This is a genomic window from Tateyamaria omphalii, assembly GCF_019802125.1.
Taxonomy (GTDB): domain Bacteria; phylum Pseudomonadota; class Alphaproteobacteria; order Rhodobacterales; family Rhodobacteraceae; genus Tateyamaria; species Tateyamaria omphalii_B.
Map to the genome: position 1 here is coordinate 1,044,575 of NZ_JAHVHT010000001.1, position 15,031 is coordinate 1,059,605.

A 15,031-nucleotide genomic window follows, 5' to 3' on the forward strand; every position below is an offset into this window, starting at 1 on the left:
GACCAATGACTGGACCGTGCCGGTCCCGGCTTTTATCTCTTGGCGCATGACGGACAGGGGATGCGTCGTGACGGACACAATCGAAGTTAATGTGCTGACGGAACAACAGGCGAAAGCAGAACTTGCGCGCCTGGCCGATGCACTTGCAAAGGCCAACCTCGCCTATCACACTGACGACGCACCTGAGATCAGCGATGCGGACTATGACAGCCTCAAGCGCCGCAACGCGGAGATCGAGGCGCGCTTTCCCGATCTCAAACGTGATGACAGCCCAAGCGATCAAGTCGGTGCACCGGTGGCAAGCGGCTTTTCCAAGGTGACCCACGCAGTGTCCATGCTGTCGCTTGCCAATGCCTTTGAAGACGATGATGTTGCTGAATTCGACACCAGGATCAGAAAGTATCTTGGTCTGAATGCGGGTGCGCAACTCAGCTACACGGCGGAACCCAAGATTGATGGCCTTTCCCTGTCGCTACGGTATGAAAATGGCGCGCTGGTTCAGGCTGCCACTCGCGGCGATGGTACCGTTGGCGAAAATGTAACAGCAAATGCGCGGACCATCGACGACGTCCCTCAAACCTTGACCGGAGCGCCGGAGGTGCTTGAGGTCCGCGGTGAAGTCTACATGTCCCATCCAGACTTCGATGCGCTGAATGCGCGGCAGGAAGAGACCGGGCAGAAACCCTTTGCCAATCCGCGCAACGCCGCCGCTGGATCCTTACGTCAGCTGGATGCAAACATCACACGAGCACGTCCGTTGCGATTTTTTGCTTATGCATGGGGCGCATTGTCGAACCCTTTGGCGGATACACAGATGGGTGCCATCGAAAGACTGGCTGAGCTCGGGTTTCAGACCAACCCGCTGACGACACTGTGTGCCGGGCCCAAAGAGATGGTCGCGCACTATCGACGGATCGAACAGGCGCGCGCAACGCTTGGCTATGACATTGATGGCGTTGTTTACAAGGTCAATGACCTCGCCCTCCAGGGCCGCCTTGGCTTCAGGTCGACGACGCCGCGTTGGGCTGTCGCGCACAAGTTTCCTGCCGAGCTGGCGTGGACCCGGCTTGATGCCATCGACATCCAGGTGGGGCGCACGGGTGCGCTCAGCCCCGTTGCGCGTCTCAGTCCCGTCACGGTTGGCGGAGTGGTGGTGTCGAATGCGACACTGCACAACGAGGACTACATCGCCGGACGCGACAATAAGGGCGGCATCATCAGGGACGGCAAGGACATTCGTGTCGGCGACTGGGTACAGGTGTATCGCGCCGGTGATGTTATCCCCAAAGTTGCCGATGTGGATCTTTCGAAACGGCCAGCGGACGCGCTGCCGTTTCAATTCCCGTCTCAGTGTCCTGAATGCGGTTCTGACGCGATCCGGGAAGAGGGTGATGCAGTCCGGCGCTGTACGGGTGGTTTGATCTGCCCGGCGCAAGCGGTCGAAAAGCTCAAGCACTTCGTGAGCCGCGGCGCATTTGACATAGAAGGACTGGGGGCAAAGCAGGTCGAAATGTTCTACCATGACGACCAGTTGCCGATCCGAACCCCGGCGGACATCTTCTCTCTCAAGGCGCGTGATGCTGGGAACCTGAGCAAACTCGCGAACCGCGATGGCTGGGGCGAAACCAGCGCTGGCAACCTTTTTGATGCTATTGATGAAAGGCGCGACGTGCCGCTTGGGCGTTTGATCTTTGCCCTTGGGATCCGTCATGTGGGTGAAGTTGCAGCAAATGATCTCGCGCGGCACTACCTGACTTGGGACGCCTTTGCCGAGGCGATTGACGCCGCGGCCCCGGCGGCGGAGTGTCATTTGCAGGCAGATGCAGCAGAGGCCGCAGAGCGCAAGGCTGCTGCGGAAGAGGGACGGCGCGCGCGGATCAAGCCCGTGCGCGACAATGTGTGGGCGGAGGTTGACCCTCACGCGCAGGCGGCTTGGGCGGATCTGACCGGCATAGATGGCATTGGTGCGTCGGTTGCGACTGCGCTTGTGACCACGTTTCAGCAACAAGCCGAGCGCCGCTCGATCGAGGCGCTTGTGTCCAATCTGCAAATAGAGACGACTGAAGCCCCGGCTGCGGCAGACAGCCCGGTTGCCGGCAAGACCGTCGTGTTTACCGGGACCTTGGAAAAGATGACGCGGGCCGAAGCAAAAGCGCGTGCCGAGGCCTTGGGCGCCAAGGTTTCGGGATCGGTGAGCGCCAAGACCGACTTGCTGGTCGCCGGCCCGGGGGCTGGCTCCAAGGCGAAGAAAGCCGCTGACCTTGGGATCGAGACCATTGATGAAGATGGCTGGCTGGACCTGATCGGGGCGTCATGAGTCGCCCTGAAATCCTGTTTCCCCTTTTTGCCGACCTCGAAACGCTCGAAGGTGTCGGACCCAAGACGGGGCAAAACCTTGGTCATCTCGGCATTCAAGCGCCGCGCGACCTGCTGTTCACACTGCCGCACACCGGTATCGATCGGGCATTGCGAGAGACTGTCGAGGGCGCGCCGCTTCCTACGACGCTTACGGTCCGTGTGCAGGTTGGCGCACACTATCCGGCGCGCAACCGTGGCGGCGCATATCGCATCCATGTCGAGGATGCCGAAACCAGCTTTCAACTGGTTTTTTTCCACGGTCGCAGTGATTACCTGAACAAGGCTTTGCCCACCGGCAGCGTCCGCATCGTCTCCGGCAAGGTCGAACTCTTTGACGGCATTGCCAACATGGTTCATCCGGATCACATCTTGCCCGAAGCGGATGCGTCGGACATTCCGGCGTTTGAGCCGGTTTACCCGTTAACCGCCGGCGTCACGCAGAAAACCATGTTCAAAGCATCACGAGCGGCTTTGACGCGCGTGCCGACAATGGCCGAGTGGATTGATCCGTTGCAGCTTGCGCAAGCGGGTTGGCCGGATTTTCGGACCGCGATGGACAGTGTTCACAGTCCAAAGTCGCAAGCGGATATGTCGCCGGATACGGCGGCGCGAACCCGTCTTGCGTATGATGAATTGATGGCTCACCAGTTGACCTTGGCTCTGGCGCGTGCGTCGGAACGGCGGATTGCGGGAACAGAGACGGCTGGAACCGAGCGATTGCAGGCGCGCGTGCGCGCCGCTTTGCCATATGCCCCGACGGCGGCACAGGAACGCGCCATCTTTGAAATCGGCGCAGACATGGCCGCGCCCGAACGCATGAACCGCTTGCTGCAAGGCGATGTTGGTGCTGGTAAGACGCTCGTAGCGTTCATGGCACTGCTGATCGCGGTCGAGGCAGGCGGGCAGGGCGTTATGATGGCGCCCACCGAAATACTGGCGCGACAGCATCTTGAAGGGTTGCAGCCGCTGGCCGAAGACGCGGGCGTCGTGTTGGAGATTCTGACAGGCCGTGACAAGGGGGCGGAGCGCCAGGCCAAACTCGACGCGCTGGCACGCGGCGATATTCAAATCCTGGTCGGCACCCACGCGGTTTTTCAAGCTGACGTCACCTTTGCCGATCTGCGGCTGGCAATCGTGGATGAGCAACACCGGTTCGGTGTTCGTCAACGTCTTGCCCTTGGCAAGAAAGGTGGGTCCGCCGATGTGTTGGTGATGACGGCAACACCGATCCCACGCTCTTTGGCCCTTGCACAATACGGCGACATGGATGTGTCCGTGCTGGACGAAAAACCGCCCGGTCGCAAACCGATCAAGACAGCGATGGTGAGCACCGGGCGCATGGATGAAGTTGTCGCACGCTTGCGCGCAGCCATGGATGAGGGGCGGCAGTGCTACTGGGTCTGCCCGCTGGTAGAGGAAAGCGAGGTCATGGACCTGACCGCTGCCGAGGAGCGGTTCAAACGTCTGCGCGCTGTACTCGGAGACGATCGTGTCGGACTTGTTCACGGCCAGATGCCTCCCGCGGAAAAGGACGCGGCGATGGCGAAGTTCCAGGCTGGTGAGACGGGTGTACTGGTCGCGACGACGGTGATTGAAGTGGGTGTCAACGTGCCCAACGCAACGATCATGGTGATCGAGCGGGCAGAGACCTTTGGTCTTGCGCAACTGCACCAGTTGCGGGGGCGTGTCGGACGGGGCGAGGCCGCATCAACCTGCCTGCTTCTGTATCAGGCGCCGCTTTCGGAAAGCGGGCAAAAGCGGCTCGAGGTGTTGCGTGAGACCGAAGACGGTTTTCGTATTGCCGAGACGGATCTGCAGATGCGCGGCTATGGCGACCTGATTGGGACCGCGCAATCCGGCGTGCCCCGGTTTCAGGTGGCTGACATGGAGCGGCAGGCGGGGTTGATGGCCGTTGCGCAATCCGACGCGCGAAAGCTCCTGGCAGATGATCCCACACTTTCGTCTCCGCGGGGGCAGGCAGCGCGCGTGCTGCTCTGGCTCATGAGGCAGGACGAGGCGATCCGTTTGATTTCAGTGGGTTAGGCTGTTTGTTCCGAAAAGTTCGCAAATGTTCTCAAAAAGTTCTTTACCAATGGTTAAGAATATGAGAACAAAGAGGCAACTCGAAGACGGAGACGCTGACATGACCACGTTGCGCCACATCAAGGACATAGCCACCCGCGCCGAAGCTAATTTGCTTCAGGATGCAATGGGTGTTGCGGCCCTGACCGTGATGCTGGTGGTTGGTTTGCATCTGCCGACTTTGATCTGAGTTCTGCCTGCGATCTTGCTTGATCCCATACCGCGCCCGTCCCAGGTGCTGTTTCCGCGTCAGTCGGCTCTGCCTGCCGAAGTTGACGCCCCCGTTTGCCTCGGGGTCCCCGGATCTGTCCCAAGCAAGAGACGCTTTCCTCGCGCCGCCATCCGCCCGGATGTGCGGCGCTTTTTTTTAGAAGGTGTAGGCGAGGCGCAAGCCGCCCCAGTGCCGTCCATGCACAAAGATCGGTGCCGAAAGGTCTTTCATCATCTTGAATGTGCCGCCGCCCATGTTCCGGCGGTAGACTTGAAGCAGGAAAGGTGCGGTGTTGCGCCCGGCTTTCAATCCCACCCGGTCATCAAAGATCCTGCGGTTCCGGCAATGTGCGGTATTCCAGACCTCGTCGTCCGATTGTGGGCGTGAGAACTTGGTATTGTGCGTGGGCAGATAGCCGTTGATGTCAACAGCGGCGCAAAACACAACCCGGGCATCAAGACTGAGCGCCGGTTCCTGGATCGGTGGAAGGATGCGATCCAGCACTGCATTGTACGATGTGACAACCTGCAGGGGTCGCGTGTCCGGCACGGCGACATAGGTACGATCGAACAGTGAGGTCTCGGTCAATTCTTCTTGTGCCAAGGCGTGTTCAAAGGCGGCACCAACAGAAACTGCGCGCCTGCGCACATCGTCGATAAGGGGTGCATCGTCCGTCATCCCACCCAAGGCGGCCGTTGACTGAACGATTTCCTCGGATGTGTCGACCATGCTCTCGATCCGCTCATGTGCCTCGATGATGCCCGCGGCGGTTTGGGCGATACTGCGCTCAATCTCTTGCATGTTCGGAGCAAAGGCGGTGGCGGCTTCCTTCACCTGCACGGAATGAGCAGCGATGCGTGCGGCTTCACCCTTTGTTTCGTTTACGGATTGCTCCATCCGACCCAGCGCGCGATCCGTTTCAGCACTTTGTGAGATAACACCCATGGCCTGCTCTGCCACGTCATCAGCTTCTGTTCCCAACGCCGCGATCCATTGTGTCAGCGTTTCTATGTTGGAAGAGATTTCTGCAGCGGCACCTTTGGTCTTTTGCGACAGTTCGTTGATGGCCTCCGCAACCACGGCAAAGCCGCGACCCGCGTCGCCAGCACGCGCGGCCTCGATCTTGGCATTGATGGCAAGTGTGTTGACCTGCATGGCGATGGCGGCGATCTGGCTGTTGTTGGTCGTCACCGCCGCCAGTGTCTTGCCGACAGCTTCGCTGCGGTCCGACAAATGCTGTACCCAGGCGGCCACTTGGCGGGAGCGGCTGCCCAGTTCGCGCATCAACTCGACCGAGTGCCCTACATCTTCGTAGGTGCGTGCCACGCTTTGCACCAAGTCAGTTGCGACGGCATCGACTGCGCCATTCGCCAATTCAACATCCCCGGCGCTGTCGCACAGCGCCTTGAGAGCTATGCGTTGATCCTGTGCCTGCCGCTCGATCATGTCGAGGAAACCGGCCAAGTCCACGATCTCGTACCCGAGGGTCGACGCGGAACGCGCCAAACCATTCAAATGCGGCATTTCCGGGAAATCGGGCTGAGCCGTCATGACAAAACCTTCAGCGAATGCGGAATGTCAAAGGACTAGCCGGGAATCGTTCACACTTTCCTAAGCCGCAGCCTCACGCGCAGTCGGCTTGGATCGCTTGTTCCATTGCCTCGGCCGTCGCTTCAATGCTGAGCAGGATGGAGGCGTGACGGTTCTTGTAGTCGCGCGCCGGTTCCAGCACCTCAAATCCGTCAAAAGGAGCCGCTGGCACGGGCCCGCTGGATTTGAGCATGGCGCGCAACGCCTCGCGCCCGTTCCTTACGTCCTCAAGTGTCAGCCCGATCACCGCACTGCCGGTTACTGCTGCTGCGGCTTGTCCCAATGCACAGGCTTTGACATCCTGGCCAAAGCCTGTGATCCGACCGTTTTCAACCTGCACGTCGACCGTGACGGTCGATCCACAGAGCGGCGAGCGTTTCTTGACCGTTGCATCGGGAGCATCCAGCCGCTTGTGGTGCGGAATATCGGCCGCGAGCCCAAGGATGCGGTTTGAATAGAGCTTGATCAGATCCGTATCGGCGGGCATGTCGCCTCCGCACTGGTGTTGCATTGCTTTTGGCCATACTTAATCGGCCTGACCCCAGATGCAAAAGGTTTTGCCATGTCGGCGTTTGATCCCAATAGCTTGAAATTCAACGATCAGGGGCTGATCCCTGCAATCGCGCAAGACGCTGAGAGCCATGAGGTTCTGATGATGGCATGGATGAACGTCGAAGCGGTGGTGCGAACTCTGGAAACGGGCAGGGTGACCTATTGGTCTCGGTCACGTCAGGCGTTCTGGATCAAGGGAGAAACATCGGGCCACGTGCAGGAGCTGGTATCGATGCGCGTGGATTGTGACCGCGATTGCCTTTTGGTGCTGGTCCGACAAACCGGTGCGGCCTGCCACACGGGCCGGCGCACATGTTTTTACACGGATGTCACCGATGGGTCCGAGGTCGAGTTGATGGCGCCGATGGCGTAAGAGCGTTCTGCCGCCGTGGCCCTGTCCGGGTCACCCCTGCGCGGCTCTCTCGAACTTTGGCGCCAACCCAACCATCTCGCGAATGTCCGCAGGTGTCGCACCGTCAGCCCGAAATTTCGCGATGGCCCTCGCATCATCGCGTTTTGCCAGGCGCTTGCCGGCATCGTCGCGGATGAGGCGGTGATGGTGGTAAACCGGTGTCGGCAAGCCCAGCAACTTCTGCAGGACGACCTGCAGCGGTGTGGTATCAAACAGGTCTGCGCCCCGGATCACATGCGTGACTTCCTGTGCGGCATCGTCGATCACGGCGGCGAGGACATAAGACACCGTCTCTATCTCCTTGCGTCCCAGCACCGCGTCGCCGGTTTTGTTGAGGAGCGCATCCATGCTGACCACTTGGGAACCGCAGTGCAGTGGACCGACCTCCATAAGTGTGGCTGGGGCGTCCAGATGCTCCAGTGCGCGTGCCATGTGGAGGCGCAGGGCGTCGCCCGGTTTGCGCGATGACATGGGGCGGCCGCGGCAGAGGCCGGGATAGACAAGCGGTGCCGTCACGCCTTCCTGTGGTGCAGATAACGCTGCGCGAATGTCGCTGCGCCGACATGAACATGGATAGATCAGCCCCTTGTCGGCCAGACTCATCAAAACCTTGTTGTAGCGCTCCAGATGTTCCGACTGACGCAGGACAGGTGTCTGCCATGTCAGGCCGAGCCAGTTCAGATCGTCGTAGATCTGCTCTTCCCACGCGATGCGCGCCCGGCTTGTGTCCGTATCCTCGATCCGCAACAGGAACACCCCATCGGCCTCACGTGCCAGATCATGCGCCAGCAGGGCGGAATAGGCATGGCCAAGATGCAGTGGTCCCGTAGGTGACGGCGCGAACCGGGTGATGAAGGTCATTGCTTTTCAAGCACGTAGACGTTGGAGTTGAGGTTGATGCCCGGCAGGTGCGGCCCATGCTCTTTAACCAGCAAACGCGCGGCACCACAGTCTGTCCACTCCGCGACGCCAGCCTCGTGCGCCGGGTCTTCGAGCGCGTGATCGTTGAAGGAAAACACGAGCTTGCCTGTCCGTGGCAGGGCGCGCATCAAGATGTGCAGCACGTCGATCGGGGCCGCTCCTGCGCCGATCACGCCGATGGCTGCGATCGCGGTGTAGTCCGCGTCTGGCAGCGCGCCACCCGCTTCGATCTTGTCCAGCCGACGATACACACCCTTGCGACGCGCGCCGTCCAGCATTTCCGCGGACAGATCCACGCCATCAATGATCTCGAATCCGGCGAGTTTCAGAGCGAGACCCGACAGTCCGGTGCCGCAGCCGAAATCGAGAAGAGGCGCCGACATGTCGTTGACATGTGTTTTAAGGGCTTCGGCACAGCGGGCCGGTGTGGCATAGCCGTTCTCGCCGACCTCCGCGTCGTAGCTTGCGGCCCAATCGTCGTAGAGTTCTCGGGTCGAGGCCGCGTCGCGCGCCCTGTAGGCCTTGTCCAGAAATCCGGTCATGAAGCGACAGTAGCGGGCTGTGACTGTGACCGTCCAGTGCTTATGCGGCAGCAGCTTGCGGCGCCAGCCACGCACGCCAGTCCGCTTTTGCGCGGTCGGTATAGGCCTTGTAGCGGTCCTTTCGACCGCGGCGTCCTCCGCGCAGACCGTCGACCGGGGGGAACAAGCCGAAATTCACGTTCATTGGCTGGAACGTCTTGGCATCGGCGCCGCCCGTGATGTGGGTGATCAGCGCGCCCATGGCGGTGGTGTTCGGGGGCATGTCCAGCGTGCCTCCGAGGATCTCGGCCGCAGCGGCGCGTCCTGCCAGCAGGCCCATGGCGGCGGATTCCACATAGCCTTCAACCCCGGTGATCTGTCCCGCGAAGCGGATATTGGGCCGCGATTTCAGGCGCATGTCGGCGGTCAGCAGCGTTGGTGCATTCAGGAACGTATTGCGGTGAATGCCGCCCAGCCGGGCAAAGCGCGCATCTTCAAGGCCGGGAATGGTTTTGAAAACATCAGCTTGCGCGCCGTACTTCATCTTGGTTTGAAAGCCGACGATGTTATAGAGCGTGCCGAGCTTGTTGTCCCGCCGCAGTTGGACCACCGCATAGGGTTTGACGTCAGGCTGGTGCGGGTTGGTCAGGCCTACGGGTTTCATCGGGCCATGACGCAGGGTCTCGCGGCCGCGTTCTGCCATGACCTCGATCGGCAGACAACCGTCGAAGTAGCCCGCTGTCTCGCCCTCGTGAAACTCGGTCTTGTCTGCAGCCAAAAGCGCGTCGATGAACGCCTCGTACTGATCTTTGTCCATGGGACAATTCAGATAGGCGGTGCGTTCTTCCTCGGTTTCGCCCTTGTCATAGCGGGACTGCATCCACGCCTTTTCCATATTGATCGAGTCGAAATAGACGATGGGCGCAATGGCATCGAAAAAGGCCAGCGCTTCGGCCCCGGTCTCGGTGGCTATGGCCTCGCCCAGGGCGGAGGATGTGAGCGGACCGGTGGCAAAAATCCAGTGACCGCTGTCCGGCAGGTCAGTGATCTCACCATATTCAACCGTCACATTTGGATGCGCCATTAGGGCATCAGTCACCGATTGGGCGAACGGATCACGGTCGACCGCCAGAGCACCACCCGCGGGCAGGCGGTGTTTGTCGGCGGTCTGCATGATCAGGCCGTTCGCCTGCCGCATTTCCCAATGCAGAAGACCCACAGCGTTTTGCTCGCTGTCGTCGGAACGAAACGAGTTCGAGCAGACCATTTCGCCCAGCAGGCCGGTCTCATGCGCAAAGGTGCCGACCTGCGGGCGCATTTCGTGGATCACCACCTCAACGCCCATGTTTGCGGCCTGCCACGCGGCCTCGGAGCCGGCCATGCCGCCGCCCACGATATGAAGTTTTTCTGCCATGGCGCGGATGTAGGGCAAGCGGCCTGTCTACGCAATGGCGCGAACTGATCTGGATCAAGGCGGGGATGCAAGGTGCTGCTAATTTCGCAGTATTATTGGAACAAGGAAGAAACGACGATGAACGCGAAGACTGCTCTGATGCTTGTGGCCCTTCTCTTTGCTGCGGCTTGCGGGGACCCCGACAGCTATCCGATTTCGGGCGAGGCATGTTCTCCCGATGATCCGGTCCAAGATCTGCAAGTGGATATGTGCGCGCCCACGCCATAGGCTTTGCGCGCGCCACCGATCTAGACTGTCACAATTCGGGGAGTTTTGGGGTCGCCGCTGCGGGGATGGTCGGTCAGAGAGAGGCTGACCTGGAGGGACCTTCCGCTCACGGCGACCCAAAATCGTCATCGGTTTGTTAACCGTGTCTAATTTGTGCCTCATTTGCGCCCAAATTGCCAGCGGTGATTTGGAAATAGTCGGGTGACGATTTGGAAACAACCAAAAGTCCTATCAGATTTTAGCAGTCTATTGTGACCAATCCGGAGGGCGTTTTTCGATGAACGCGTCGATGCCTTCGACCGTGTCGGGGTTCAGCATGTTGGTGACCATCACTTCGCCCGTATAAGCATAGGCTTGCGCCACCGGCATCTGCAGCTGTTCATAGAAGGCCTGCTTGCCGATCTTGACCGCGCTGCCCAGCTTGGCTGCGATGCGGTTTGCGAGGTCCTGCGCGGTGCTGTGCAGCGCGTCATGCGGTACGGCATGGTTAACGAGGCCCAGCTCAACGGCCCGATCCGCTTCGATGAATTCACCGGTTGTTAACATTTCGAACGCCTGCTTGCGCGGTATGTTGCGGCTGAGCGCCACCATGGGGGTCGAGCAGAACAGGCCGATGTTCACACCATTCACGCCGAACCGTGTGCCGTGGGCTGCGACCGCCAGGTCACAGGTGGCCACCAACTGGCATCCGGCGGCGGTTGCGATCCCATGGACCTGCGCGATCACTGGTTGGGGCAGGGACTGCACGCGCGCCATCATGGCCGCACAGCGGTCGAACAGGTCCTTGAAATAGGCGGCCCCACCATCGGCAGTCTGCCGCCCGGCCGTCATCTGTTTCAGGTCGTGACCCGCACAGAACGCCTTGCCGGCGCCGGACAGGATCACTGCGCGAACCGCGCTGTCCTCGGCCACATCGTCCAGCGCGCCGTGCAATTCTGCAATCATCTCGTCCGACAGGGCATTCAAACGATCCGGCGCGTTCAAGCGCAGATGCGCCACCGCGCCCGTGACCTCACGTTCCAGAATTGTCATCTTGCCCTCCGCGTTGTTTGCGGCTCACCCTAGGGCAGGGACAGGGGAAGGGAAAGCATGGCCATTGTGATGACCGCGTCCGATATGAACGCGTTTCTGCAAAAGGTGTTTCTTGAGGTCGCGGGGGAGTTTCACGTCGAAGAAGTGACGGAAGACGGCGTGGTGCTGCGTCTTCTTGTGTCGGATCGGCACCTGCGCCCGGGCGGTACAATCTCCGGTCCCGCGATGTTCGGGCTGGCGGATGTGACCGCGTACATGGTGACGCTCGCGCATATCGGGCCGCGTGCATTGGCCGTGACCACGAATTGTTCCATTGACTTCATGCGCAAGCCCAGGGCTGGCGTCGATCTGATCGCCCATGGGCGGCTCTTGAAACTTGGCAAGCAGCTTTCGGTCACGGATGCGCTCTTGTTTTCGGAAGGGGACGACAAGCCTGTCGCCCGCGCCAGCCTGACCTATGCCATTCCGCCGCAGGGCGTTGATATTCCGGTCTAAAAAACGGCCGGATCAGGTGCTACCTGAATCCGGCCGCAGGAAGAGGTCTGGCAGATGCCACGGGGATGTCACATCCGCCAGAACACGCGCCGCGCTTCAAAGTCAGCCTCGGCGGGTGTCACTCCAATGTCGCGCAGAAGGTGCGGGTCCAAGTGACGCAAGGACAGCCGTGTTCTGCGGCGCATGGCCCATTTCGACAGCAGCACTGCAACGCGCAGCGCGAAGACCGAGGCGGCCGGAATGCGGTTTTGCGCAGTCAGGTAAGCCAGGTGCGAAGCGGGCGATTGCATGTGGTGTGCCATGGGAATCTCCTAAATTGTATTGACACAATATGGCAAAATTGCCATGATCAAGTGATACAATGCAAATTCAGATAACGCTACGGAAACATTGTAATGGGTACAATTTGGTCGCCAGAGTTGCTGGATGGACAAGGGCCGAAATACAAGGCGGTGATGCAGGTTATCCGCCAGCGCATCTCGGACCACGATTTGACGCCGGGGGACAAGCTGCCGCCCGTTCGGGACCTCGCCTGGAGCCTTGGCATCACACCGGGCACCGTAGCGCGCGCATATACACTACTGACCGATGACGGTACCTTGCTGGCCGAGGTCGGGCGAGGAACGTTTGTCGCGCAACCCGATGAAAAGGGGCCGCTTTATGCTGATGTCCCGATCGAGGTGGATAGCACCACGCACAATTCCCAGGCACAGACCTGGAACGTCAATCTGTTCTCGCCGCATCTGCCAGATGTTGGTCAGGCAACCCTGATCCGCAAGCTCTTGGCCGAGGTGGCACAGGACCCGCCTTCGGGCATGATGCACTACCCGACCCGCGCTGGCGGTGCGCCTGCGCGCACTGCCGCTGCCGCATGGATCGCGGGCGCCCCCATCGGGTCATTCAGTCCAGATGACATCGTGCTGGCGAATGGGGGGCAGAACGCGATTCTGCTGGTGTTTCAAGCGCTTATCAAGGGGCGTCGTCCAGCGATCCTTGTCGAGGATCTGGCATATCCCGGATTTCGGCGGGCGGCAGAACTGCTCCGGGCGGATGTGATCCCTGTCGAAATGGATGCACATGGTGTGATCCCGGAGGCATTGGAGGCCGCGGCGAAGGCGCATGATGCCCAACTGTTCTGCACCTCACCCGAAGTGCACAATCCGACCTGTGGTTTCACGTCGCTTGAGCGGCGGGAAGCGTTGGCCGAAGTGGCCAAGCGGCAGGATCTGCAGATCCTGGAAGACGATTGTTACAGGTTGGGCCAGGCGCAGGCCCCGAGCTATCGCATGATTGTACCAGAGCGTACTTGGTACATTTCATCGATCTCGAAATCCATCACGCCGTCGCTTAGGCTGGGCATCGCCGTTACCCCGAAGGACAAGGCGAACATTTTACGTCGCACGGCCGAATACTCTTTTTTCGGCCTCGCCACCCCAATGACGGACCTGTTTGCGTCGCTGCTTGTGCACCGTGATCTGCCGGGCTTGATGGCCGATGCGCGCAAGGGGATCGGCACATATGTGCAGCGCGCGGTGAACGTGCTTGGGGGCTATGACATCATCTGGCGCAAGGATGTGCCGTTTCTATGGTTGCACCTGCCGGAAGGCTGGCGCGCCGGAGCCTTTGTGCAGGCGGCGGCACAACAAGGCGTCGGTATTCGTGCGGCGGAGGATTACGCCTGCCGAGATGCGCGCACCCCGCATGCCGTACGCATCGCCATCAATGCGGGGGTGAGCCTGCAATCCTTCGAGGCGGCCATCGAACGATTGCGTGACTTGCTGGACAATCCGCCAGACCAGATTGGCGTCTAGAGCAATCCGCCGGCCCCCCAGGCCAGACCGAATGCGATGGTGAGTGCCGACAGCACCGCCGCGTAGGCGGCCAGTTTCGGCCAGGAGAACGGACGTTCACCATAGGTGCGGCGCTGCATCCCGCAGACGACAACCTTCATCGCCTCGCCATTGTATTGGTAGTGCAGGATCCAAACGGGCAACAGGATGCGCCGGTATCGTACCCCCGTGGTGTCGGTGGTGTAGCGCACATCATGCACGCCCGATTTGTTCACGTGCCCTTTGATCCGGTTTCGGATCAGCAGATCCTTGTCGTCCGCATTTCCCTTCAGACCTTCGGTGACGGACTGATGATGCCGTTCTGCTCCAAATCCTGCGAGGTAGCCGGGGCGGTAGGGCCGCAGGCGGCGCGGTTCGAAATCGTGCAGAATGCCGTCGCGGATCAGTGGCGTGACATGGGTTGATGCAGGAACCAGAAGATCATCAAACCGGATGCGGAAGGCTCCGGACGTTCGCCGCGTCACACTCCGTTTGTTGCGCCTGACCGTGTACTTTGCCCAGTAATTCACCGCCTCTTCACTGTCGAACGTCCAGAAGGGGACGTAGATACCGGCAACGCGGGCCTTGGATACCACCGATTTCAAGTCCGATGGCGCCGCCCACCGACGTGCCACCCAATCAAGGGCTGCCACCTGAGCGTCACGTTCCGGCACGCGGAAAGGAATCAGTGCCTTGGTCCGATACCCCGTGTCGCTGGTCGCGAGTACCACCGGTCCATCGCAATAGGCGCACCGTTCCGAAAGAGTTTGACCGACAAACACCACGTCGCCCCCACAGGTCTGGCAGTGATGTACGCGGGTTTCTTCGATGACAGGTGGGTCAACATCGGGGCCATCCGGGTTGAAGTCGAACTCGCGGGCGGCATCGTCGTCATTTTCGGTTTCCAACCCGTACCGTGTTGCGCAACTGGTGCAGACCAAGGCTTGCTGGGCGGGATCGTAGACGCATTGACCCGCGCAGTTGGCGCATTGCAGTTCGGATTGTGCGGCGCTCAGATCGTCCATCAATCGGACTCCATGATCGCCATGGCAATTTCCAGCAGTATGCGCAGCCGGAGCCATCCCCGGTCGATGGCGGCTTCGAGATCGCCGTTCACGGCCCAGTCGCCAAAGATCGTCGCGATGAACCATGTGGTCATAAGCCAGAAGGCGACCATGGACCAACCGCGTAGCGAGCGCAGCCAACCTGCCGAGCCATGCTTGAGCTCGTGCTTGGCCTCGTAGACGATGATCAGCTTGCGCATGGCCGGGATGCCAATCGCGCTTGCGGCGATCAACAAAGCCAGAGTTGCGAGCGCGGGGGCCGCCAAACTGGTCAGCATGGCTG

Annotated in this window: 15 protein-coding genes and 1 pseudogene; 7 read left to right on the forward strand and 9 right to left on the reverse strand. The window is 60.4% G+C overall.

Annotated features, from left to right (window positions below):
- Window positions 1-67 precede the first annotated feature (67 nt).
- The 3 genes from ligA (at window position 68) to KUV51_RS22105 (ending at window position 4,630) form a co-directional block, all read left to right on the forward strand.
- Complete coding sequence (ligA, locus tag KUV51_RS05185; RefSeq protein WP_410001057.1) at window positions 68-2,317, forward strand: NAD-dependent DNA ligase LigA; 2,250 nt, start codon at window positions 68-70, stop codon at window positions 2,315-2,317.
- Window positions 2,314-4,401: an ATP-dependent DNA helicase RecG gene (gene recG / locus KUV51_RS05190; RefSeq protein ID WP_222520517.1), complete on the forward strand. Its 2,088-nt coding sequence runs from the start codon at window positions 2,314-2,316 to the stop codon at window positions 4,399-4,401. Before ligA ends, recG begins: the two co-directional genes overlap by 4 nt.
- Before the next feature lie 100 nt (window positions 4,402-4,501).
- Window positions 4,502-4,630: a hypothetical protein gene (locus KUV51_RS22105; RefSeq protein ID WP_261385650.1), complete on the forward strand. Its 129-nt coding sequence runs from the start codon at window positions 4,502-4,504 to the stop codon at window positions 4,628-4,630.
- A gap of 177 nt (window positions 4,631-4,807) precedes the next feature.
- On the opposite strand, the gene KUV51_RS05195 is transcribed toward KUV51_RS22105, so the two are convergent.
- Window positions 4,808-6,202, reverse strand: a complete 1,395-nt coding sequence (locus KUV51_RS05195; protein WP_222520518.1) for a methyl-accepting chemotaxis protein — start codon at window positions 6,200-6,202, stop codon at window positions 4,808-4,810.
- 73 nt (window positions 6,203-6,275) lie between these two features.
- Complete coding sequence (locus KUV51_RS05200; protein ID WP_222520519.1) at window positions 6,276-6,728, reverse strand: iron-sulfur cluster assembly scaffold protein; 453 nt, start codon at window positions 6,726-6,728, stop codon at window positions 6,276-6,278.
- A 75-nt stretch (window positions 6,729-6,803) separates the two neighbouring features.
- Here KUV51_RS05200 and hisI point away from each other — a divergent pair, with 75 nt between their 5' ends.
- Window positions 6,804-7,166 carry a phosphoribosyl-AMP cyclohydrolase gene (gene hisI / locus KUV51_RS05205; RefSeq protein ID WP_222520520.1) on the forward strand — a complete coding sequence of 121 codons (363 nt, stop codon included), beginning with the start codon at window positions 6,804-6,806 and terminating at the stop codon, window positions 7,164-7,166.
- Window positions 7,167-7,196: 30 nt separating this feature from the next.
- Here the strand turns inward: hisI and gluQRS are convergent, their stop codons facing one another.
- Genes gluQRS through trmFO form a run of 3 tightly spaced genes read right to left on the reverse strand, consistent with a single transcriptional unit; the run spans window position 7,197 to window position 10,061 of the window.
- Window positions 7,197-8,066, reverse strand: a complete 870-nt coding sequence (gluQRS, locus tag KUV51_RS05210) for a tRNA glutamyl-Q(34) synthetase GluQRS (protein WP_222520521.1) — start codon at window positions 8,064-8,066, stop codon at window positions 7,197-7,199.
- Window positions 8,063-8,668 (reverse strand): class I SAM-dependent DNA methyltransferase, encoded by a 606-nt coding sequence (locus KUV51_RS05215; protein ID WP_222520522.1) that lies wholly within the window; start codon window positions 8,666-8,668, stop codon window positions 8,063-8,065. Before KUV51_RS05215 ends, gluQRS begins: the two co-directional genes overlap by 4 nt.
- A gap of 40 nt (window positions 8,669-8,708) precedes the next feature.
- Window positions 8,709-10,061 (reverse strand): methylenetetrahydrofolate--tRNA-(uracil(54)-C(5))-methyltransferase (FADH(2)-oxidizing) TrmFO, encoded by a 1,353-nt coding sequence (gene trmFO, locus KUV51_RS05220; RefSeq protein WP_222520523.1) that lies wholly within the window; start codon window positions 10,059-10,061, stop codon window positions 8,709-8,711.
- A 117-nt stretch (window positions 10,062-10,178) separates the two neighbouring features.
- Between trmFO and KUV51_RS05225 the strand changes: the two genes are divergently transcribed.
- Window positions 10,179-10,328, forward strand: coding sequence for a hypothetical protein (locus KUV51_RS05225; RefSeq protein ID WP_222520524.1), 150 nt, complete (start codon window positions 10,179-10,181; stop codon window positions 10,326-10,328).
- Between the two features lie 246 nt (window positions 10,329-10,574).
- Here the strand turns inward: KUV51_RS05225 and KUV51_RS05230 are convergent.
- A pseudogene (locus KUV51_RS05230) lies at window positions 10,575-11,369 on the reverse strand (enoyl-CoA hydratase); the annotation flags it as partial.
- Between the two features lie 48 nt (window positions 11,370-11,417).
- On the opposite strand from KUV51_RS05230, the gene KUV51_RS05235 reads away from it, so the two are divergent.
- Complete coding sequence (locus KUV51_RS05235; protein ID WP_222520526.1) at window positions 11,418-11,855, forward strand: PaaI family thioesterase; 438 nt, start codon at window positions 11,418-11,420, stop codon at window positions 11,853-11,855.
- Between the two features lie 68 nt (window positions 11,856-11,923).
- Here KUV51_RS05235 and KUV51_RS05240 read toward each other — a convergent pair whose 3' ends face one another.
- Window positions 11,924-12,157, reverse strand: coding sequence for a DUF1127 domain-containing protein (locus tag KUV51_RS05240; RefSeq protein WP_261385651.1), 234 nt, complete (start codon window positions 12,155-12,157; stop codon window positions 11,924-11,926).
- A 93-nt stretch (window positions 12,158-12,250) separates the two neighbouring features.
- On the opposite strand from KUV51_RS05240, the gene KUV51_RS05245 reads away from it, so the two are divergent.
- Window positions 12,251-13,666, forward strand: coding sequence for a PLP-dependent aminotransferase family protein (locus KUV51_RS05245; RefSeq protein ID WP_222520527.1), 1,416 nt, complete (start codon window positions 12,251-12,253; stop codon window positions 13,664-13,666).
- On the opposite strand, the gene KUV51_RS05250 is transcribed toward KUV51_RS05245, so the two are convergent.
- Entirely contained in the window at window positions 13,663-14,709 is a 1,047-nt protein-coding gene (locus tag KUV51_RS05250; protein ID WP_222520528.1) for a hypothetical protein, read from the reverse strand. The two genes, KUV51_RS05245 and KUV51_RS05250, sit on opposite strands and share 4 nt — an antisense overlap.
- On the reverse strand, window positions 14,709-15,026 hold the full coding sequence (locus KUV51_RS05255; protein ID WP_222520529.1) for a hypothetical protein: 318 nt from the start codon (window positions 15,024-15,026) through the stop codon (window positions 14,709-14,711). Before KUV51_RS05255 ends, KUV51_RS05250 begins: the two co-directional genes overlap by 1 nt.
- Window positions 15,027-15,031: the final 5 nt, after the last annotated feature.